The sequence below is a fragment of the Kluyvera georgiana ATCC 51603 genome, assembly GCF_001654985.1.
Taxonomy (GTDB): domain Bacteria; phylum Pseudomonadota; class Gammaproteobacteria; order Enterobacterales; family Enterobacteriaceae; genus Kluyvera; species Kluyvera georgiana.
This window is the reverse complement of record NZ_LXEU01000024.1, coordinates 86,200-105,085: the sequence shown is the minus strand read 5'-3', so window position 1 is coordinate 105,085 and position 18,886 is coordinate 86,200. Positions and strand designations below refer to the sequence as shown.

Below are 18,886 nucleotides of genomic sequence, written 5' to 3'. Positions count from 1 at the left end.
CTTTTAAGGGAGAGGGCTCGTTCAGTGCACTACTCCACATCCAGCAGCCACTTCTGCGCGGGCGTCAAGCGGCTGGCGGTTTCCGGGGTGAGCCAGCGGCGCTGATCCTGCTGCGCGGCGTCTGCCCGGTCGATGTACAGGCCGTGTAGCACGCGGCGGCGCGAACCTTCGCGGTTAGTCGTGCCGCCGTGCCAGGCATGGGCGTTGTAAATCATCACGCTACCCGCAGGGGCTGCAAAAATCACTTCGTCCGGATGCGGTGCTTCCACATCTTGCAGCACATCTTCCGGCAGCTCAGGACGCAGGTGCGTGGCGGGGATAATACGCGGCGCGCCGTTCGCGGCGGAGAGATCGTCAATTGCCCAGATCGTGTTCACCAGATGCACTTTCGGGAAGTCCGGGCGCGGCTTTTTCCAGTCGGCGTGCAGCGGCTGGTGTCCGCCGTTGTACAGCGCCTCACGGGCGTTGAGGCTGGAAACTTTAAACGCGCCCCCAAAAATATAGCGGCACGCTGACAGGATCAGCGGATGTGCCCACACTTTCTCCCACACCACGCCTTTATTCACCAGGTTCGCCACCCGCGTCGCCGTCTCCTCCTGATGGTGCTCCACCGCCAGGTTTTCACCTTCTTTCTCCACCAGAAAATCAATTCGCTCGCGCATTGCGGCCAGCCAGTCGGCATCCGCTACGCCGTGAACGATCGTATAGCCCTGGGTATCCAGCTCGTGTTTCATCGTTGCTGACAGTCCGCCGTTGGCGCCCAGTGCATCCAGCCAGAATGCCGCTTGCTTGTCCATACCGCCTCTCTTTTGTTAACCATTTCACAACATGTATGAAAAGTTACTGCAGGCGTGGCCGCTATTCTGTATGAGATAGCTACACAACGCTGGATTTTTGTGTACAGCAAAATAAAGTGTGATGAGATTCAAAATCCAGAATAACAACAGGACATGAGCATGTCAGAGTCAACCCTCGTCCCCGTACTGGAACAGCTACTTTCCCGCCAGGGCGACCTCGTCGTACGCTTCCCTCAAGCCTCGCAGCCCGCACCTGAGCTGGCGATGAGCGTATCGTTTCCCCGCCTTGAAATTGTGCTGGAAGGCGAGCTGCCGGATGGCTGCCTGGAAGCGCCGCTTGGGCCGCTGCAGGCGCTGTATATTCCCGGCGGGCGCTGGAATGCCCCACGGTGGCACGGCCCGGCGACGTCGCTGAGCATTCTGTTCAGCAAACAAAAACTGGGCTTCAGCCTTCAACGCTTCGACGGTAAAAAATTCGTTGAGATCCGCAAGCAGCACGTGGCGCGGCTCGGCCCGCGGGTAGGCTCGTATCTACTGCTGGCGATGAATGAGCTGGCGATTCGCCCGGTGATGCCCACGGCGCAGATAGTGCTCAGCGGCCTGCTCAGCCACTGTATCGATCAACTGACCCATCTGGCGGATACGGTCAGCAAAAGCAGAGAATTATTTCTGGCGATTCAGGAATATATCGACGAACACGCCGCCGGGGCGCTCAGCCGAGAGACGGTGGCGAAGAAATTTCATATCACGCCAAACTATCTGTCGCACCTGTTTCAGAAGTCCAGCACCGTCGGCTTTAACGAATACCTCACCGCCGTTCGCCTGGAGTTAGCAAAGAAATTACTGCGCGGCTATGAACTGAAAATCAAAGAGATTGCCCACCACTGTGGCTTTGAGGACAGCAACTACTTTTGCCGCATCTTCCGCAAGCATACTGCCCGCTCGCCGTCGGAGTATCGTCGTCACTGCCGTACCCTGTAAGGCTATTTTTTGCGCCGATATTTCTCCGGCAGCTCGGGAACCGGGCGTCGGTCATCAATCAAATGGAGGATCGTGAGAAGCGGGTGACGCCAGAGCATCCGCGGACCCGCCCAGCGCATAATCTGTTTCATCTCTTCACGCTTTGCGGGTTGGTAGCAGTGCACCGGGCACTGCTTGCAGGCTGGCTTTTGTTCGCCGAACACGCATTTATCCAGCCGCTTATCGGCATAACGGTTCAGCATCTCGTAATGCTCAGCATCGTGCAACGCCTGCGGACAGCGGCGCTGATAAAGCGTAATCATGCTGCTGATTGTCCGTTTTTCACGATCGATGCGTTTGCCTGCCATAGCCCGTCCCTCATCAATAAAGATGCATTAATAATACACGTTTAATGGCGCATTCGCAGCCGCTTTATCCTTCGTGCTTATCCACATGGCCCAGCGGTTTTTCCGGGAAGCAAACGTCGCGCACCCGACGCTTGAGCTCGGCGGCGTCCGGGAAGCCGTCGTCACGCTTGCGCTCCCACACCAGTTCATCCCCGACGGTAATGGCAAAAATCCCGCCGGTACCCGGTATCAGCGTTACGCAGGCAATATCGGTGCTGAAGGTGTGTAGCAGTTCCTGCGCCATCCAGCTGGCGCGCAGCATCCAGTTGCATTGGGAACAGTAGGTGATGGTAACAGCCGCTTTCTCGGTCATCGCTATCTCGGGAGAGTCAAAAAACAAAATTGTAATCAAATTGTTGCATGCAAGCAGGTTTATTTGCAAACCTTGTTGCAAATGATAACAACTATCATTACCATTCGCATCACGGAAAATTGGATAGCGTCAAAATGCTTACGGAAAAGCAGATTCTGGAAGTTACGCGTGAGCCAATACTAATAACGATGAAGGCATGGCAACTATGTACAAATCCATTCAATCAGAGGCGTGGCGCAAGAAAAGCCTACTGGTGACCTCTTTGCTCGCAGCAATCTATCAGACTTCCGCGGGCGCGGCTGAAACACAGGACAAAACCGCCGTCGACAGCGCGGAACAGATGACCGTCACCGCCCCCGCACCGGTACTCAAGCCGGGCAGCCAGCACGCGGTAAGCGCGCAGGAGCTTCAGGACAAAGGGGCCAACGATTTTGGTTCCATTATGCGTTATGAACCGCTGATCGGCGCGACCGGCGCTAGCGGCGGATCCGGCAACGGCAAAAGCGGCTTCGACCGCGGCGGCTACACCGGCTACAACATTCGTGGCCTTGAGAGCAACCGTGTCGGCATCGATGTCGACGGCATTGCGCAGCCGAACGCCACCGGCCGCAGCTACGTTAGCCGCGCTGGCCAGAACACCTTCGGCATCGGCCGCGACTATATTGACCCGTACATGTACGGCAGCGTGGATATTCAATCTGGCGCGACCGACACCGAGACCGCCAATACTTCCATCGGCGGCAACGTCTCTTTCCAGCCGAAATCGGCGGACGACTATCTGCATCCAGGCAAAACCAGCGCTTTTAGCTACCACAGCGAGTATGACTCGTCTGACCGCAGCTGGCACAATGGCCTGACGGCAGCGGGCGGCGACGAAACGCTGCGCGGCATTTTTGTCTACAGCCGCCGCGATGGCCAGGAGACCACCACCAACAGTTCGAGCGTGGACGCGTTCCCGGCGAACTGGCACTCCGACGCGTTTATGGCCTCTGGGATCTGGCAGCCTAACGATCAGCACAAACTGACCAGCACCCTCGACTACTACCATAAAACCAACCACACCCACTACGATGTGTGGGACAACGCTGGCGACAGTACCATCGGCAACGCACAGCAGACCAGCCAGACTCGCCGCTGGGGCCTGAGCCTGAAAGACGACTGGACGCCGATGAACGATTTCATCGACAGCATGTCCACCAAGGTCTATTACCAGCATACCGAAGCACACGACCGCACCTACATGCCAGACAGCACTACCGGCACGATGGAAACGGTCTACTCTGACTACGACACCGATACCTGGGGTATGCAGACAGCATTAGCAAAAACGCTGGGTCGTCACGATCTGAGCGCCGGTTTCAACGCCAGCACCACCAAAACCCAGCGTCCGTTCAGCCAGTCGCCGATCCCAAGCATTTATAGCGAGATCATGCAGCCGGAAGCGGACAGCCGCGAGTACACGATCGGCGGCTTCCTGCAGGATCGGATCAACTTCGATCTCGACGGGCATAACTTTGCGGTGATCCCGGGCGTTCGCGTCGTGCACCAGTCCACCAAGCCGGAGAACCTATCCAGCCTGACCACCAACAGCACGGTGCTGACCGAATCCTCGGTCTCCACGCTGTATGGCAAAAACGCTGACACCCAGGCGCTGCCGTCGCTGACCTTCCAGTACGACATTACGCCGCGCATGATGACCTATCTGCAGTACAAACGCGGTGCGGAGTTCCCGAACACCAGCCAGCTGTACGGTTCATGGAACCTCGGATCCAGCTACGCGGGCCGCGGTCAGTACGCGCTGATCGGCAATACCGATCTGAAAACCGAAACCAGCGACAACTTCGAGTGGGGCATGAAGGGCGAAGTGACCGAAGGGATCACCATGCGTACCGCGTTGTTCTACAACAACTATAAAGACTTTATCGCCTATACCCGCTACACCCGTTCCAACAACCCAACCCAGTTCGCCAACGTACCGTCGAACATCTACACCATTTATCAGGCGGAAAACCGTGATAAAGCCTATATCTACGGCGGTGAGATCAGCGCGAAATTCAACTTTGGCACCTGGTTTGAGCAGGTTAACGGCCTGAGCGCAACGCTGGCCTACGGCTACAGCGAAGGGAAGTCAAAATCCAGCTACTACGGCGACAAATACGTCGACCTCGATAGCGTTGCGCCGATGAAAGCGATCGTCGGCGTGGCGTGGGACGATCCGTCGAAAGTGTACGGTACCGCGCTGACCGCCACCTTCGTGAAAGGCAAACGCGCCACTGCCACCAACCGTGAGAGCTACGCCAACACCGGCAGCGCGATTACCGATTCCACCAGCGAATACATGCGCGTACCTGGCTACGGCATGCTCGACTGGACGGCCTACTGGCGCGTGGCGAAGAACGTCCGTATCAACGGCGGCGTGTATAACCTGACCGACCGTAAATACTGGGACTACCTGAGCAGCCGCAACATTGAAACGTCCACTAATCAGGACGCCAACGATAAATCGCTGGCGGTGATGCCGGGCCGTACCTGGCAGTTGGGCGTCAACGTCGATTTCTGATAACAACATCAACAAAACCTGCCTCCGGCCGCTGGCCGGGGTAATGATAAGGAAGAGAGTTATGCAAAACGCATCAACTGAACTGTGGCAGCGCTATCAGGACGTCAAAGCCAGCGGCGCCGCCAAATACGCTCGCGATATCGCCGCCGTAATGGGGGTGAGCGAAGCGGAACTGACCGCAGCCCGCGTCGGCCACGATGCCGTTCGCCTGCAGGATAATGCGCGCGCGATTCTCGCTTCGCTGGAAAAGGTCGGTGAAACCAAATGCATCTGCCGCAATGAGTACGCGGTGCATGAGCAGGTTGGCGCGTTCACCCACCAGCACCTCGACGGCCACGCGGGCCTGGTACTCAACCCGCGCGCCCTCGACCTGCGCCTGTTCCTGAGCCAGTGGGCCAGCGCGTTTCACGTTAACGATGGAGGGCGTGAGAGCATTCAGTTCTTTGACCCGCACGGCGACGCGGTGCTGAAGGTCTATACCACTAACAACACGGAGAGCGAGGCCTGGCAGGCGCTGATTGCCGAACAGGCCCAATCAACGCCAGCGCCGCTGGCGGTTCGTCCGGTGGAAAACGCGCGCTATGCCGACACGGCCGACGGCGCGACGCTGGAAAAAGAGTGGCGCGCAATGACCGACGTCCACCAGTTCTTCGCGCTGCTGCGCAAGTACAACCTCTCGCGCCAGCAGGCTTTCCGCCTGGTCAACGACGACCTGGCCTGTCGCATCGATACTGATGCCCTGCCTCGCCTGCTGGAAACCCTGCAGCGGGACGGCAATGAATTTATGATTTTCGTTGGCAACCGCGGCTGCGTGCAAATCTTCACCGGCGTGCTGGAGAAGCTGACGCCAATGCGCGGCTGGATCAACATCTTCAACAGCGCCTTCACCCTGCACCTGCGTGAAGAGACCATCGACGAAGTGTGGGTGACGCGTAAGCCAACCGTTGACGGTCACGTCACCAGCGTAGAGCTATTTGCCAAAGACGGCACCCAGATTGCCCAGTTGTACGGGCAGCGCAGCGAAGGCCATCCGGAGCAGCAACGGTGGCGCACCCAGGTCGATAGCCTGACGGCGGAAGGGCAGACCGTATGAAACGACTGCTGATTCTGCTGGCGGCGCTGCCGCTGTTGGCTAACGCCGCCGAGCGTATTATCACCCTCGGCGGCGACGTGACGGAAATCGTCTACGCGCTGGATGCCCAGTCACAGCTGGTGGCGCGCGACAGCACCAGCACCTGGCCGGCGGCGTCACAATCGCTGCCGGACGTTGGCTACCTGCGCCAGCTCAATGCGGAAGGCATTCTTTCCCTGCGCCCGACGCTGGTGCTGGCCAGCAGCCAGGCGCAGCCGTCGCTGGTGCTGCAAAAGGTGGAAGGCAGCAAGGTGAAGGTGGTGAATGTGCCGGGGGGCTACGATGCGGCGGCGATGGACAACAAAGTCCGGATGATTGCCGACGCGCTGGGCAAGCAGACACAGGGCGAGGCGCTGCGCAAAACGCTGCATGACGATATGACGAAAATCCCGGCGCGCCCGCTGAACAAGCGCGTGCTGTTTATCCTCAGCCACGGCGGCTCCGGGGCGCTGGTGGCCGGGCAGCAGACGGCGGCGGACGGCGCGATTAAGCTCGCCGGTTTGCAAAACGCGATGCAGGGCTTTGACCACTATCGCACCATGTCGCAGGAAGGGGTTATTGCCAGTGAGCCGGATCTGGTGGTGATCTCCGCCGACGGTCTAAAAGGCATGGGCGGCGAAGCATCGCTGTGGAAGTTGCCGGGTCTGGCGCAAACGCCGGCCGGGCGCGACAAGCAGGTGCTGGTGGTTGACGATATGGCCTTGCTCGGGTTCAGCCCGCGCACGCCGCAGGCGCTGCTGCAGCTGCGGCAAAAAGCGGAGCAGCTACCCTGATGCACATCACCGTCTCCCGCCAGCTCTGGCTGATGGTCGCGCTGCTGATTAGCATGACGCTGTTCGCCACCACCCTCGGCGCCATGCGGCTACCGCTCGCGAGCCTCTGGCCGTCCGGCGACGAGGTGCTGCGCCATATCTGGCTCACCATCCGTCTGCCGCGCGTGCTGCTGGCGCTGCTGGTAGGCAGCGCGCTGGCGCTCTCCGGCTGCGTGATGCAGGGGCTATTTCGCAACCCGCTCGCCGATCCGGGGCTGCTCGGGATCAGCAGCGGCGCGGCGCTGGCGGTGGCATTCTGGCTGGTACTGCCGATTTCCGTACCGGTTCTGGTGGCGCTGTATGCGCCCATGCTGGCCGCGTTTATCGGCAGCCTGACGGTGATGGCAGTCATTTTTGTGCTCAGTAAGGCTGGCGACGGCTCGCTCTCGCGCCTGCTGCTGGTCGGTATTGCGATTAACGCCCTGTGCGGCGCGCTGGTGGGGATGCTGTCGTGGATCAGCAACGACGCGCAGCTGCGCCAGCTGTCACTATGGGGGATGGGCAGCCTGGGGCAGGCGGAGTGGCCGACGCTGTTGGTCTCCGCCACGCTGATTATCCCATCATCGCTGGTGGTGTGGTGGATGGCCGCGCGCCTCAATCTGCTTCAGTTGGGTGATGAAGAAGCGCACTATCTCGGCGTTAACGTCCGGGTGCTGCAGCGCGTGCTGCTGCTGTGTAGCGCGGTGCTGGTGGCGGCATCGGTGGCGATAAGCGGCGTGATTGGCTTTATCGGGCTGGTGGTTCCGCATCTGATGCGCATGTGGCTGGGGCCGGATCACCGCGGGCTGATCCCCGGCTCGCTGCTGGCGGGCGCCATTCTGCTGTTAATTGCCGATACCCTCGCCCGTACGGTTGCCGCGCCTGCCGAGATGCCGGTGGGGCTGCTGACCAGCCTGCTCGGCGCACCGTGGTTCTTGTGGCTTATATTCCGTCAGGAGAGGGGGGCCCATGGATAAGCACTATTCCGCCCGCGCGCTGTCGCTGCGTCTGGGCAAACGTCGGGTGATTGATGGCGTGTCGCTGGAGCTGCGGCGCGGCGAAGTCACCGCGCTGATTGGCCCCAACGGCGCGGGAAAATCGACCCTGCTGCGGCTACTTTCCGGCTTTCTCAACGCCGACAGCGGCGAGCAGAACATTGAAGGCAAACCGCTTACCGAGTGGTCGACTGCCGCCCTTTCCCGCCGCCGCGCGGTGATGCTGCAACGCACGCAGCTGAACGCCAGTTGGCCGGTGGAAACGGTGATCGCCATGGGGCGCGCGCCGTGGGGAGCGGAAGTGGACCCGGCGCTTATCCAGCGGGTGATGACCGAAACCGGCTGTACCCATCTGGCGGGCCGTCTCTATCCGGCGCTCTCCGGCGGCGAACAGCAGCGCGTGCAGCTGGCACGCAGCCTGGCGCAACTGTGGCGCGACGATGGTCCGCAGGGATGGCTGTTTCTCGACGAACCAACCTCGGCGCTGGACCTGTTCTATCAACAGCACCTGCTGCGGCTGCTGAAGAAGCTGACCCGCCGCGGCGAGCTGCACGTGTGCATTGTGCTGCACGATCTCAACCTCGCCGCCCTGTGGGCCGACACTATTCTGTTGTTATATCAGGGCAAGCTGGTCGCCCAAGGCACGCCGCAGGAGGTGATTCAGCAGCCGGTGATTCACCGCTGGTACGGTGCAGACATCAGCATGAACCAGCACCCTGACGCGGCGGTACCGCAGGTCCATCTGGCCCCCTAGCGGCGGGGCCTTGCGACAGGGTGATTGCATAGGTGATTATTCTGTTATTCATTAATCTCAGGAAACATAACCCTGCTTTAGCGCGTAGATATAATCAATCGTGACCAGATTCACAATTGAATGCACAGTTAATAGACAAAAAAATAAATTATCATAATGTATGGGCGTGTCTGATGGAGAACATACATTATGAACATCCTGAATAGAACGTATAAAATTTCGAAGTGGTTTAATATTGACAACGTCATCGTCAATCACCGTCCTTAACTCCTCGAACGACTCCACGCCTGTATCATTGTAAATAGTGGTGTAACCGCTATTTCTGATATCCAATAAAAATCTATGCCTTTCTGTTTTATTACAGCGACGCTGCACGCCTTTTTAACAGGCCGTGTAGATTGATGCCGTAATATACCGAGAGCAGAGATGGTATTCGTATTGCGCCAATAAGTGGTTTTTCATATTTCATGAATAACCAGCGGGGAGCCGCGCGCTAAAAATAACGATTTAAGGATGACACCATGAATAACTTTAAACATCTGCCAGAACCGTTCCGTATTCGCGTCATTGAGCCAGTAAAACGTACCACCCGCGAACACCGCGAAAACGCCATTATTCAGGCCGGGATGAACCCCTTCCTGCTCGACAGCGAAGACGTGTTTATTGATCTGCTCACCGACAGCGGCACCGGCGCGGTAACGCAAAATATGCAGGCGGCGATGCTGCGTGGCGATGAAGCCTATAGCGGCAGCCGTAGCTACTATGCGCTGTGCAATGCCGTAAAAGATATTTTTGGCTATCAGCACACCATTCCAACGCACCAGGGACGCGGCGCCGAGCAAATTTATATTCCGGTGCTCATCAAAAAACGCGAGCAGGAAAAAGGCCTCGACCGCAGCAAAATGGTGGCGTTCTCTAACTATTTCTTCGACACCACCCAGGGTCATAGCCAGATTAACGGCTGTACCGTACGTAACGTATATATTAAAGAAGCGTTCGACACCGCCGCGCGTAACGATTTTAAAGGTGATTTCGACCTGCAGGGTTTAGAGCACGGCATTGAAACGGTCGGCCCGAACAACGTGCCGTATATTGTCGCAACCATTACCTGTAACTCGGCGGGCGGCCAGCCGGTGTCGCTGGCGAACCTGAAGGCGATGTACGCGATTGCGAAGAAATACGATATTCCGGTAGTGATGGATTCGGCGCGCTTTGCGGAAAACGCTTACTTTATTCAGCAACGCGAACCGGGCTATCAGGACTGGAGTATCGAAGAAATTACCCGCGAAACCTATAAGTACGCGGATATGCTCGCGATGTCGGCGAAAAAAGATGCCATGGTGCCCATGGGCGGCCTGCTGTGCATCAAAGACGACAGCTTCTTCGACGTGTACACCGAATGCCGTACCCTCTGCGTCGTGCAGGAAGGCTTCCCAACCTATGGCGGGCTGGAAGGCGGCGCGATGGAGCGTCTGGCCGTGGGCCTGTACGACGGGATGAATCAGGACTGGTTAGCCTACCGCATCACCCAGATTCAGTATCTGGTCGACGGGCTGGAAGCCATTGGCGTGACCTGTCAGCAGGCTGGCGGACACGCGGCGTTTGTCGATGCCGGTAAGCTGCTGCCGCATATTCCGGCCGACCAGTTCCCGGCTCAGGCGCTGGCCTGCGAGCTGTATAAAGTCGCGGGGATCCGCGCGGTAGAGATTGGTTCATTCCTGCTGGGCCGCGACCCGAAAACCGGCAAACAACTGCCGTGTCCGGCAGAGTTGCTGCGCTTAACCATTCCGCGCGCGACCTACACCCAAACGCATATGGACTTTATTATTGAGGCCTTCGAACATGTCAAAGAGAATGCCCACAATATTAAAGGATTAACCTTTACCTACGAGCCTAAAGTGCTGCGCCACTTTACCGCCAAACTGACTGAAGTGTAATTAACCTAAACGCCAGTGGTTATATCCCGGATATAGCCACTGGCTTATTCATGCCTGGCATTACGATATTCCTGACAACAACAACGCATTCGCCGTTATCAATAAGGGAAAGCCATGGAAGAAGATTCAAATACAAAACATTCCTCATTCTGGGGAATTATGGTGATTGCCGGCACCGTGATCGGTGGCGGGATGTTTGCTTTACCGGTTGACCTTGCCGGAGCCTGGTTTTTTTGGGGGGCTTTTATTCTTATTATTGCCTGGTTTTCGATGCTGCACTCCGGGCTATTATTACTGGAAGCCAATCTGAACTATCCGGTGGGTTCCAGTTTTAATACCATTACCAAAGATTTAATTGGCGCAAAGTGGAATGTAATAAGCGGAATCACCGTCGCATTCGTACTGTATATTCTCACCTATGCCTATATTTCGGCAAACGGCGCCATTATCAGCGAAACTATCGCGATCAATACCGGAACGCACGTTAATCCGCGAATCGTCGGTATCGGCAGCGCGGTGTTTGTCGCGTGTATTCTGTGGGTCAGTTCGCTGGCTGCCAGCCGCATTACCTCTTTATTTCTTGGTATCAAGATCATCGCCTTTATCGTGGTATTTGGATCGTTTTTCTTCCAGGTTGACTACACGATCCTGCGCGATCTCGCCGCACCGGAAGCCAATAAAACCTACCTCCCCTATATTCTGATGGCCGTGCCGGTTTGCCTGGCCTCGTTCGGTTTCCATGGCAATATTCCCAGCCTGATTATCTGCTACGGCAAACGCAAAGATAAGTTGATTAAGAGCATCGTCTTTGGTTCGCTGCTGGCCCTGGTCATTTATCTGTTCTGGCTTTACTGCACGATGGGCAATATCCATCGCAGCAACTTTAAAGAGATTATCGCCTCAGGCGGTAACGTCGACTCGCTGGTGAAGTCATTTTTAGGTACCAATCAGCACGGCGTCATCGAATTTTTCCTGCTGATCTTCTCCAACCTGGCGGTCGCGAGCTCTTTCTTTGGCGTCACGCTGGGGCTATTCGACTATCTGGCGGATTTATTCAAAATGGATAATTCGCCGTCCGGGCGATTCAAGACCCTGCTGCTCACCTTTTTACCGCCCGCCGCGCTGTATCTGATTTTCCCTAACGGCTTTATCTACGCCATCGGCGGCGCGGGGCTCTGCGCAACCATCTGGGCGGTGATCGTACCGGCGTTCCTCGCGCTAAAATCGCGCGAGCGCTTCCCGGACAAAATGTTCACCGTCTGGGGCGGCAAAGCGATTCCCGCGGTGGTGATTCTATTTGGCGTGATGGTTATTCTTTGCTGGTTCGGCAGCACCTTTAACCTGTTGCCGAGGTTCGGTTAACACCACTCCGGCGGCAGGTCGAATCGCCCGATTCAGCCTGCCGCCGAATCTCGAACATCCTGGTGGAACAACTCTCCCACTTTCGTCTTCACCGCTTTCCCTGAAATACCTATCTCCGTTATCATAGCCACCCACTGCGACAAAAAACGAAAATGAAAAAGTTCGCTTTCCACTTTTAACCAGGGACCTGGATTACACCCCATGAGTAAAATCGACAATCTCGACGCTCACACCCCGATGATGCAGCAGTACCTGAAGCTAAAAGCACAGCATCCGGAAATTCTGCTGTTCTATCGTATGGGCGACTTCTACGAAATGTTCTACGACGATGCGAAGCGCGCCTCGCAGCTGCTGGACATCTCGTTGACCAAACGCGGCGCTTCTGCCGGCGAACCGATTCCCATGGCGGGTATCCCGCATCACGCGGTAGAAAACTATCTCGCCAAGCTGGTCAATCAGGGCGAATCGGTCGCCATCTGCGAGCAGATTGGCGACCCGGCCACCAGCAAAGGGCCGGTTGAGCGCAAAGTCGTACGCATCGTCACGCCCGGCACCATCAGCGATGAAGCCCTGTTACAGGAACGTCAGGACAACCTGCTGGCAGCCATCTGGCAGGATAGCAAAGGCTACGGCTATGCGACGCTGGACATCAGCTCCGGCCGCTTCCGCCTGAGCGAACCGACCGACCGCGAAACCATGGCGGCAGAGCTGCAGCGCACCAACCCGGCCGAGCTGCTGTACGCCGAAGATTTTGCCGAGATGTCGCTCATTGAAGGCCGCCGAGGCCTGCGTCGTCGCCCGCTCTGGGAATTTGAAATTGATACCGCGCGCCAGCAGTTGAACCTGCAGTTCGGCACTCGCGATCTCGTCGGCTTCGGCGTTGAAGGTGCGGCGCGCGGCCTGTGCGCCGCAGGCTGCCTGTTACAGTATGTCAAAGACACCCAGCGCACCTCGCTGCCGCATATTCGTTCCATCACCATGGATCGTCAGCAGGACAGCATCATCATGGACGCTGCAACCCGTCGCAATCTGGAGATCACCCAGAACCTCGCCGGCGGCTTTGAAAATACCCTCGCGTCGGTACTTGATTGCACGGTCACGCCGATGGGCAGCCGTATGCTCAAACGCTGGCTGCATATGCCGGTGCGCGATACAAAAATTCTCACCGAGCGCCAGCAGACCATTGGCGCACTGCAGGATACCACCGCCGAGCTGCAGCCAGTGCTGCGTCAGGTTGGCGATCTGGAGCGTATTCTCGCACGTCTGGCGCTGCGTACCGCCCGTCCGCGTGATCTTGCCCGCATGCGCCATGCTTTCCAGCAGTTGCCGGAACTGCGCGCTCAGTTGGCTAGCGTTGACAGCGCGCCGGTACAGATGCTGCGCGAGAAAATGGGTGAATTTACCGAACTGCGCGAGCTGCTGGAGCGTGCCATCATCGATGCGCCGCCGGTGCTGGTTCGTGACGGCGGCGTGATCGCCCCGGGTTATAACGAAGAGCTGGACGAATGGCGCGCGCTGGCCGATGGCGCGACCGACTACCTCGACCGCCTGGAGATCCGCGAGCGCGAGCGCACCGGGCTGGATACGCTGAAGGTAGGCTATAACGCGGTTCACGGCTATTACATCCAAATCAGCCGTGGGCAGAGCCATCTGGCGCCGATTAACTATGTGCGCCGTCAGACGCTGAAAAACGCCGAGCGCTACATCATTCCCGAGCTGAAAGAGTACGAGGACAAAGTTCTGACCTCGAAAGGCAAGGCGCTGGCGCTGGAAAAACAGCTGTACGACGAGTTGTTTGAACTGCTGCTGCCGCACCTGGCCGACCTTCAGCAAAGCGCCAGCGCATTGGCTGAGCTGGATGTGCTGGTCAACCTGGCGGAACGCGCCTATACGCTGAACTATACCTGCCCGACCTTTACCGATAAGCCCGGTATTCGGATTACCGAAGGCCGCCATCCGGTGGTAGAGCAGGTGCTCAACGAACCGTTTATCGCCAACCCGCTGAGTCTGTCGCCGCAGCGCCGAATGTTAATCATTACCGGCCCGAACATGGGCGGTAAAAGTACCTACATGCGCCAGACGGCGCTGATTGCGCTGCTGGCCTACATTGGCAGCTACGTTCCGGCGCAAAGCGTCGAGATTGGCCCCATCGACCGCATCTTCACCCGCGTCGGCGCGGCGGACGACCTGGCCTCCGGCCGCTCCACCTTTATGGTAGAGATGACCGAAACGGCCAATATTCTGCACAACGCCACCGAACACAGCCTGGTGCTGATGGATGAAATCGGTCGCGGCACCTCCACCTACGACGGTCTGTCGCTGGCGTGGGCCTGTGCGGAAAATCTGGCTAATAAGATCAAAGCGTTGACGCTATTCGCCACCCACTACTTCGAGCTGACCCAGCTGCCGGAGAAAATGGAAGGTGTGGCCAACGTACACCTGGACGCGCTGGAGCACGGCGAGACTATCGCCTTTATGCACAGCGTGCAGGATGGCGCGGCGAGCAAGAGCTACGGCCTGGCGGTGGCGCAGTTAGCTGGCGTGCCGAAGGAGGTGATTAAGCGCGCGCGCCAGAAGCTGCGCGAGCTGGAAAGCCTTTCGCCGAATGCGGCGGCCACGCAGATAGACGGCACGCAAATGTCGCTGCTGTCCGTACCCGAAGAGGTGTCGCCGGCGGTTGAGGCCCTGGAAGGTCTGGATCCGGACTCGTTAACGCCGCGTCAGGCGCTGGAGTGGATTTACCGTTTGAAAAGCATGGTGTAATCCATACCAACTGCCGGGCTGCCTAACGTGGCCCGGCACATTACACTCATTGATATTGAATATTAGGAAAAGAAGATAAAATCATATTGCATTAACTTTTATTCATTCAGTAACAATATATATCCAATTCCCTTCCCGCATTATCATATCGCTTCGTATCATAATGAGTTTATATTTATCATATTGATAATTTAGCACGAATGCCTTTCCATATTTTGCAGCAACTTCGTGATATATTTATATAGCGCTCACACTTCCTTATTCTCAATTATTTATTCCCCATTACTGGCGTAGTTATTGCCTGTTCTCAATATTGACCTAAATAGATTGATATTGAGGGAAGAGAAATGGGAACTCGAAGAACGGCCGCCGTTGGCGATACCTGCATGCGCGTCGATGCCATCGCAAAGGTCACCGGGCGAGCACGGTATACCGATGACTATGTGATGGCGGGCATGTGCTATGCAAAGTATGTTCGTAGCCCTATCGCACACGGCTATGCCAATAGTATTCACTGCGATGAAGCCAGAAGCCTGCCTGGCGTACTGGCGATATTTACCTGGGAAGACGTGCCTGCCATTCCCTTTGCCACGGCGGGCCACGCATGGGTATTAGATGAAGATAAGCGCGATGTTGCCGATCGCTACCTGCTCACTCGCCATGTGCGCCACCACGGCGATGCGGTGGCTATCGTGGTCGCCAGAGACGAACTGACCGCCGAGAAAGCGGCGCGGTTAGTCGAGGTCGATTGGCAGCCTCTCCCCGTGATTACCACGCCTGAAACCGCGCTCTCACCGGATGCCGTTAAGATCCATGAGGGCGGTAATTTACTGAAACAGAGCGAAATGTCCACAGGCGATGTGTCGCAGGCTATCGCGCAGGCCGATTATCAAATACAGGGACGCTATCAGACGCCGGTGATTCAACATTGCCACATGGAAGGCGTCACCTGCTTTGCCTGGATGGAGGAGGATTCGCGAATCACTATTGTCTCCAGCACGCAAATTCCGCATATCGTACGCCGCGTCGTGGCCCAATCTCTGGGGCTAGCCTGGTCACAGGTCCGAATTATCAAGCCCTACGTTGGCGGTGGCTTTGGCAATAAGCAGGATGTGCTGGAAGAGCCGATGGCAGCGTTTCTAACCACAAAACTCGGCGGCATTCCGGTGAAAGTCGCCCTCAGCCGCGAAGAGTGCTTTCTGGCTTCCCGTACCCGGCATGCCTTTACGCTCAACGGCCAGCTCGGGATCGATCGAGACGGTACATTAAAAGGCTACAGCCTGGACGTACTCTCCAATACCGGCGCCTATGCCTCACACGGCCATTCGATCGCCTCCGCTGGGGGAAATAAAGTGGCCTATCTCTACCCGCGCAGCGCCTTTAGTTACCGTTCTACCACTTGTTACACCAATTTACCGTCCGCTGGCGCCATGCGAGGATACGGTGCGCCGCAGGTGGTCTTCGCCGTCGAATCCATGCTGGATGACGCGGCGGCGGCACTAGGACTGGATCCGTTGGACGTGCGCCTGCGCAACGCCGCGCAGGAAGGCGATACCAACCCGATTACCGGCAAAACAATCTACAGCGCCGGGCTGCCGGAGTGCCTGCTAAAAGGCCGTGAGCTCTTTGAATGGGATAAGCGCCGTGAGGAGTGTCAGCATCAGCAGGGACGCATTCGTCGCGGCGTCGGCGTCGCCTGCTTCAGCTATACCTCCAATACCTGGCCCGTTGGCGTAGAGATAGCCGGTGCGCGCCTGCTGATGAATCAGGACGGGAGAATTCACGTCCAGAGCGGCGCCACGGAAATCGGCCAGGGCGCAGATACCGTCTTTAGCCAAATGGTCGCCGAAACCGTCGGCGTTCCTGTCAGCTTCGTTCACGTTATTTCAACGCAGGATACCGATATTACCCCCTTCGACCCTGGCGCATTCGCCTCGCGCCAAAGCTATGTCGCCGCTCCTGCGCTACGTCAGGCCGCACTACAGTTAAAAGAAAAAATTATCGCCCATGCCGCGGAGATGCTCCATCAATCCGCCATGAGCCTGACGCTGGAGAAAGGTTTTATCGTCCTTATCGACCGCCCGGAAACACCGCTGTTATCCATACAGGAGCTGGCGATGGATACGTTTTATCACCCCGATCGCGGCGGCCAGCTGTCGGCAGAGTGTTCGGTAAAAACCACCACTAACCCACCGGCGTTTGGCTGCACCTTTGTCGACTTGAGCGTGGATCTGGACCTGTGCAAAGTGACCATCAACCGCATGCTTAACGTTCATGACTCCGGGCGTATTCTCAACCCGCTGCTGGCGGAAGGCCAGGTTCATGGCGGCATGGGAATGGGGATCGGCTGGGCGCTATTTGAGGAGATGATCATTGATGCACAAAGCGGCATCGTGCGTAACCCGAACCTGCTGGACTACAAAATGCCGACCATGCCGGATCTGCCGCCCCTGGAAAGCGCCTTTATCGAAACGCAGGAGCCGCAGTCCGCTTACGGGCATAAATCACTGGGTGAGCCGCCGATTATTCCCGTCGCCGCTGCCATTCGTAACGCTGTCAGAATGGCGACCGGCGTGGCCATTAATACGCTGCCGCTGACGCCCAAACGGTTGTTTGAAGAATTTCACCAGGCCGGTCTGATTTAAGGATAACACCATGTTTGATATAGCCACTTATCATCGTGCAGCCAACATCGCCGAAGCGATCGGCCTGCTGGTTAACCACCCGCAGGCAAAATTGCTCGCGGGGGGCACCGACGTCCTGATTCAACTGCATCATCACAATGCGCGCTACCGTCACATTATCGATATTCATGGCCTGGACGAACTGCGCGGTATCGCCTTCACCCAAGGAGGCGATCTGCGTATCGGTTCAGCAACGACCTTCACTGAATTGATTGAACACCCTCTGACACAGCGGCACCTGCCCGCCCTGTGCGCAGCGGCGGCGTCCATTGCTGGCCCGCAGATACGCAACGTCGCGACCTATGGCGGCAATATCTGCAATGGAGCCACCAGCGCCGACTCAGCAACCCCAACGCTGATTTATGAGGCGATACTGGAGATCCACTCTCCTGAAGGCATCCGCTATACCCCAATTAGCGGTTTCCATACCGGGCCGGGTAAAGTTGCCCTCGAGCAGGGGGAGATCGTCGCGGCGTTTCACTTCCCCGCACAGCCTGACGAAAATATCGGAAGTGCGCATTTTAAATACGCCATGCGCGATGCGATGGATATTTCAACCATTGGCTGCGCGGCGCGCTGCCGCCTGCATAACGATAGCATTAGCGAGCTGCGCCTCGCTTTCGGCGTAGCGGCGCCTACCCCAATTCGCTGTCAGCACGCCGAGAACACCGCGCGCAATGCGCCGCTCACACAAGCCACGCTGGACGCTATCGGCGAGGCGGTGTTGCAGGACGTCGCCCCACGTTCGTCCTGGCGCGCCAGTAAAGAATTTCGCCTGCATCTCATTCAAACCATGACCAAAAAAGTGGTTAGCGAGGCCGTCGTTGCGGCCGGAGGAAAGCTGCTATGAAGCACACTGACAGAATCACGCTGGCATGCACCATTAACGGCATCTCGTTTGAAGGCGGCGTTGCGCCGGGTATGCCGCTGTCTGAGCTGCTCCGCGAACAAGGGCTCCTTAGCGTCAAGCAGGGCTGCTGCGTAGGTGAATGCGGCGCCTGCACCGTTCTGGTTGACGATGTAGCCATTGATAGCTGCCTGTATCTGGCGGCCTGGGCGGCCGGTAAGCATATTCGTACGCTGGAGGGAGAGGCATGCGGCGAAAAAATATCGCCGATACAGCACGCCTATGCGACATCGGGCGCCGTACAGTGCGGCTTCTGCACGCCAGGGCTTATCATGGCAACCACGGCCATGCTCGCCAAACCGCACAATTCGCCGTTAACCATCCTGGAAATTCGTCGGGGGCTGGCGGGAAATTTGTGCCGCTGTACGGGTTATCAAATGATTGTGGATACCGTTCAGCGCTGCGAACAAGAAAAGTGAGCCAAAAAGAGAGACAAGGATGTCTCTCAAACTGCTGACAAAGTATGGAGCCGTGTTTGTGTCGGGTGGCGACTGAGTCTTACCCGACCAACAAATAGCATGATA

Annotated in this window: 16 protein-coding genes; 13 read left to right on the top strand and 3 right to left on the bottom strand. The window is 57.3% G+C overall.

Annotated elements, in window-relative coordinates; all coding sequences use genetic code 11:
* Positions 1-29: 29 nt before the first annotated feature.
* Positions 30-797, bottom strand: a complete 768-nt coding sequence (locus M989_RS05595; protein WP_064543174.1) for a phytanoyl-CoA dioxygenase family protein — start codon at positions 795-797, stop codon at positions 30-32.
* A gap of 159 nt (positions 798-956) precedes the next feature.
* Here M989_RS05595 and M989_RS05590 point away from each other — a divergent pair, with 159 nt between their 5' ends.
* The gene (locus tag M989_RS05590; protein WP_064543172.1) at positions 957-1,778 is read left to right on the top strand and encodes a helix-turn-helix transcriptional regulator; all 822 of its coding nucleotides are present in this window, start codon (positions 957-959) and stop codon (positions 1,776-1,778) included.
* Positions 1,779-1,780: 2 nt separating this feature from the next.
* Here M989_RS05590 and M989_RS05585 read toward each other — a convergent pair whose 3' ends face one another.
* Positions 1,781-2,125, bottom strand: coding sequence for a nitrous oxide-stimulated promoter family protein (locus M989_RS05585; protein WP_064543171.1), 345 nt, complete (start codon positions 2,123-2,125; stop codon positions 1,781-1,783).
* A 64-nt stretch (positions 2,126-2,189) separates the two neighbouring features.
* The gene (locus M989_RS05580) at positions 2,190-2,477 is read right to left on the bottom strand and encodes an Rdx family protein (protein WP_064543168.1); all 288 of its coding nucleotides are present in this window, start codon (positions 2,475-2,477) and stop codon (positions 2,190-2,192) included.
* 205 nt (positions 2,478-2,682) lie between these two features.
* Between M989_RS05580 and M989_RS05575 the strand changes: the two genes are divergently transcribed.
* The 12 genes from M989_RS05575 to xdhC all read left to right on the top strand — a co-directional run bounded on the left by M989_RS05575 (position 2,683) and on the right by xdhC (position 18,781).
* Positions 2,683-5,037, top strand: coding sequence for a TonB-dependent receptor domain-containing protein (locus tag M989_RS05575; protein WP_064543166.1), 2,355 nt, complete (start codon positions 2,683-2,685; stop codon positions 5,035-5,037).
* A 61-nt stretch (positions 5,038-5,098) separates the two neighbouring features.
* Positions 5,099-6,130 (top strand): hemin-degrading factor, encoded by a 1,032-nt coding sequence (locus M989_RS05570; protein ID WP_064543164.1) that lies wholly within the window; start codon positions 5,099-5,101, stop codon positions 6,128-6,130.
* Complete coding sequence (locus tag M989_RS05565; protein ID WP_064543162.1) at positions 6,127-6,942, top strand: heme/hemin ABC transporter substrate-binding protein; 816 nt, start codon at positions 6,127-6,129, stop codon at positions 6,940-6,942. Before M989_RS05570 ends, M989_RS05565 begins: the two co-directional genes overlap by 4 nt.
* Positions 6,942-7,937 carry a FecCD family ABC transporter permease gene (locus M989_RS05560; protein ID WP_064543160.1) on the top strand — a complete coding sequence of 332 codons (996 nt, stop codon included), beginning with the start codon at positions 6,942-6,944 and terminating at the stop codon, positions 7,935-7,937. Before M989_RS05565 ends, M989_RS05560 begins: the two co-directional genes overlap by 1 nt.
* The gene (locus M989_RS05555; protein ID WP_064543158.1) at positions 7,930-8,709 is read left to right on the top strand and encodes a heme ABC transporter ATP-binding protein; all 780 of its coding nucleotides are present in this window, start codon (positions 7,930-7,932) and stop codon (positions 8,707-8,709) included. The genes M989_RS05560 and M989_RS05555 overlap by 8 nt, the downstream gene beginning before the upstream one ends.
* Before the next feature lie 189 nt (positions 8,710-8,898).
* Complete coding sequence (gene tnaC, locus M989_RS26480; protein ID WP_074398737.1) at positions 8,899-8,976, top strand: tryptophanase leader peptide; 78 nt, start codon at positions 8,899-8,901, stop codon at positions 8,974-8,976.
* Between the two features lie 254 nt (positions 8,977-9,230).
* The gene (gene tnaA / locus M989_RS05550) at positions 9,231-10,646 is read left to right on the top strand and encodes a tryptophanase (RefSeq protein WP_064543156.1); all 1,416 of its coding nucleotides are present in this window, start codon (positions 9,231-9,233) and stop codon (positions 10,644-10,646) included.
* 114 nt (positions 10,647-10,760) lie between these two features.
* Positions 10,761-12,008 (top strand): low affinity tryptophan permease TnaB, encoded by a 1,248-nt coding sequence (gene tnaB / locus M989_RS05545; protein ID WP_064543153.1) that lies wholly within the window; start codon positions 10,761-10,763, stop codon positions 12,006-12,008.
* A 201-nt stretch (positions 12,009-12,209) separates the two neighbouring features.
* A complete protein-coding gene (mutS, locus tag M989_RS05540; protein WP_064543151.1) occupies positions 12,210-14,771 on the top strand; it encodes a DNA mismatch repair protein MutS in 2,562 nt (853 codons plus the stop codon).
* A gap of 347 nt (positions 14,772-15,118) precedes the next feature.
* On the top strand, positions 15,119-17,416 hold the full coding sequence (gene xdhA / locus M989_RS05535) for a xanthine dehydrogenase molybdenum-binding subunit XdhA (protein ID WP_064543149.1): 2,298 nt from the start codon (positions 15,119-15,121) through the stop codon (positions 17,414-17,416).
* A 10-nt stretch (positions 17,417-17,426) separates the two neighbouring features.
* Positions 17,427-18,305: a xanthine dehydrogenase FAD-binding subunit XdhB gene (gene xdhB / locus M989_RS05530; protein ID WP_064543147.1), complete on the top strand. Its 879-nt coding sequence runs from the start codon at positions 17,427-17,429 to the stop codon at positions 18,303-18,305.
* The gene (xdhC, locus tag M989_RS05525; protein ID WP_064543145.1) at positions 18,302-18,781 is read left to right on the top strand and encodes a xanthine dehydrogenase iron sulfur-binding subunit XdhC; all 480 of its coding nucleotides are present in this window, start codon (positions 18,302-18,304) and stop codon (positions 18,779-18,781) included. The genes xdhB and xdhC overlap by 4 nt, the downstream gene beginning before the upstream one ends.
* Positions 18,782-18,886: the final 105 nt, after the last annotated feature.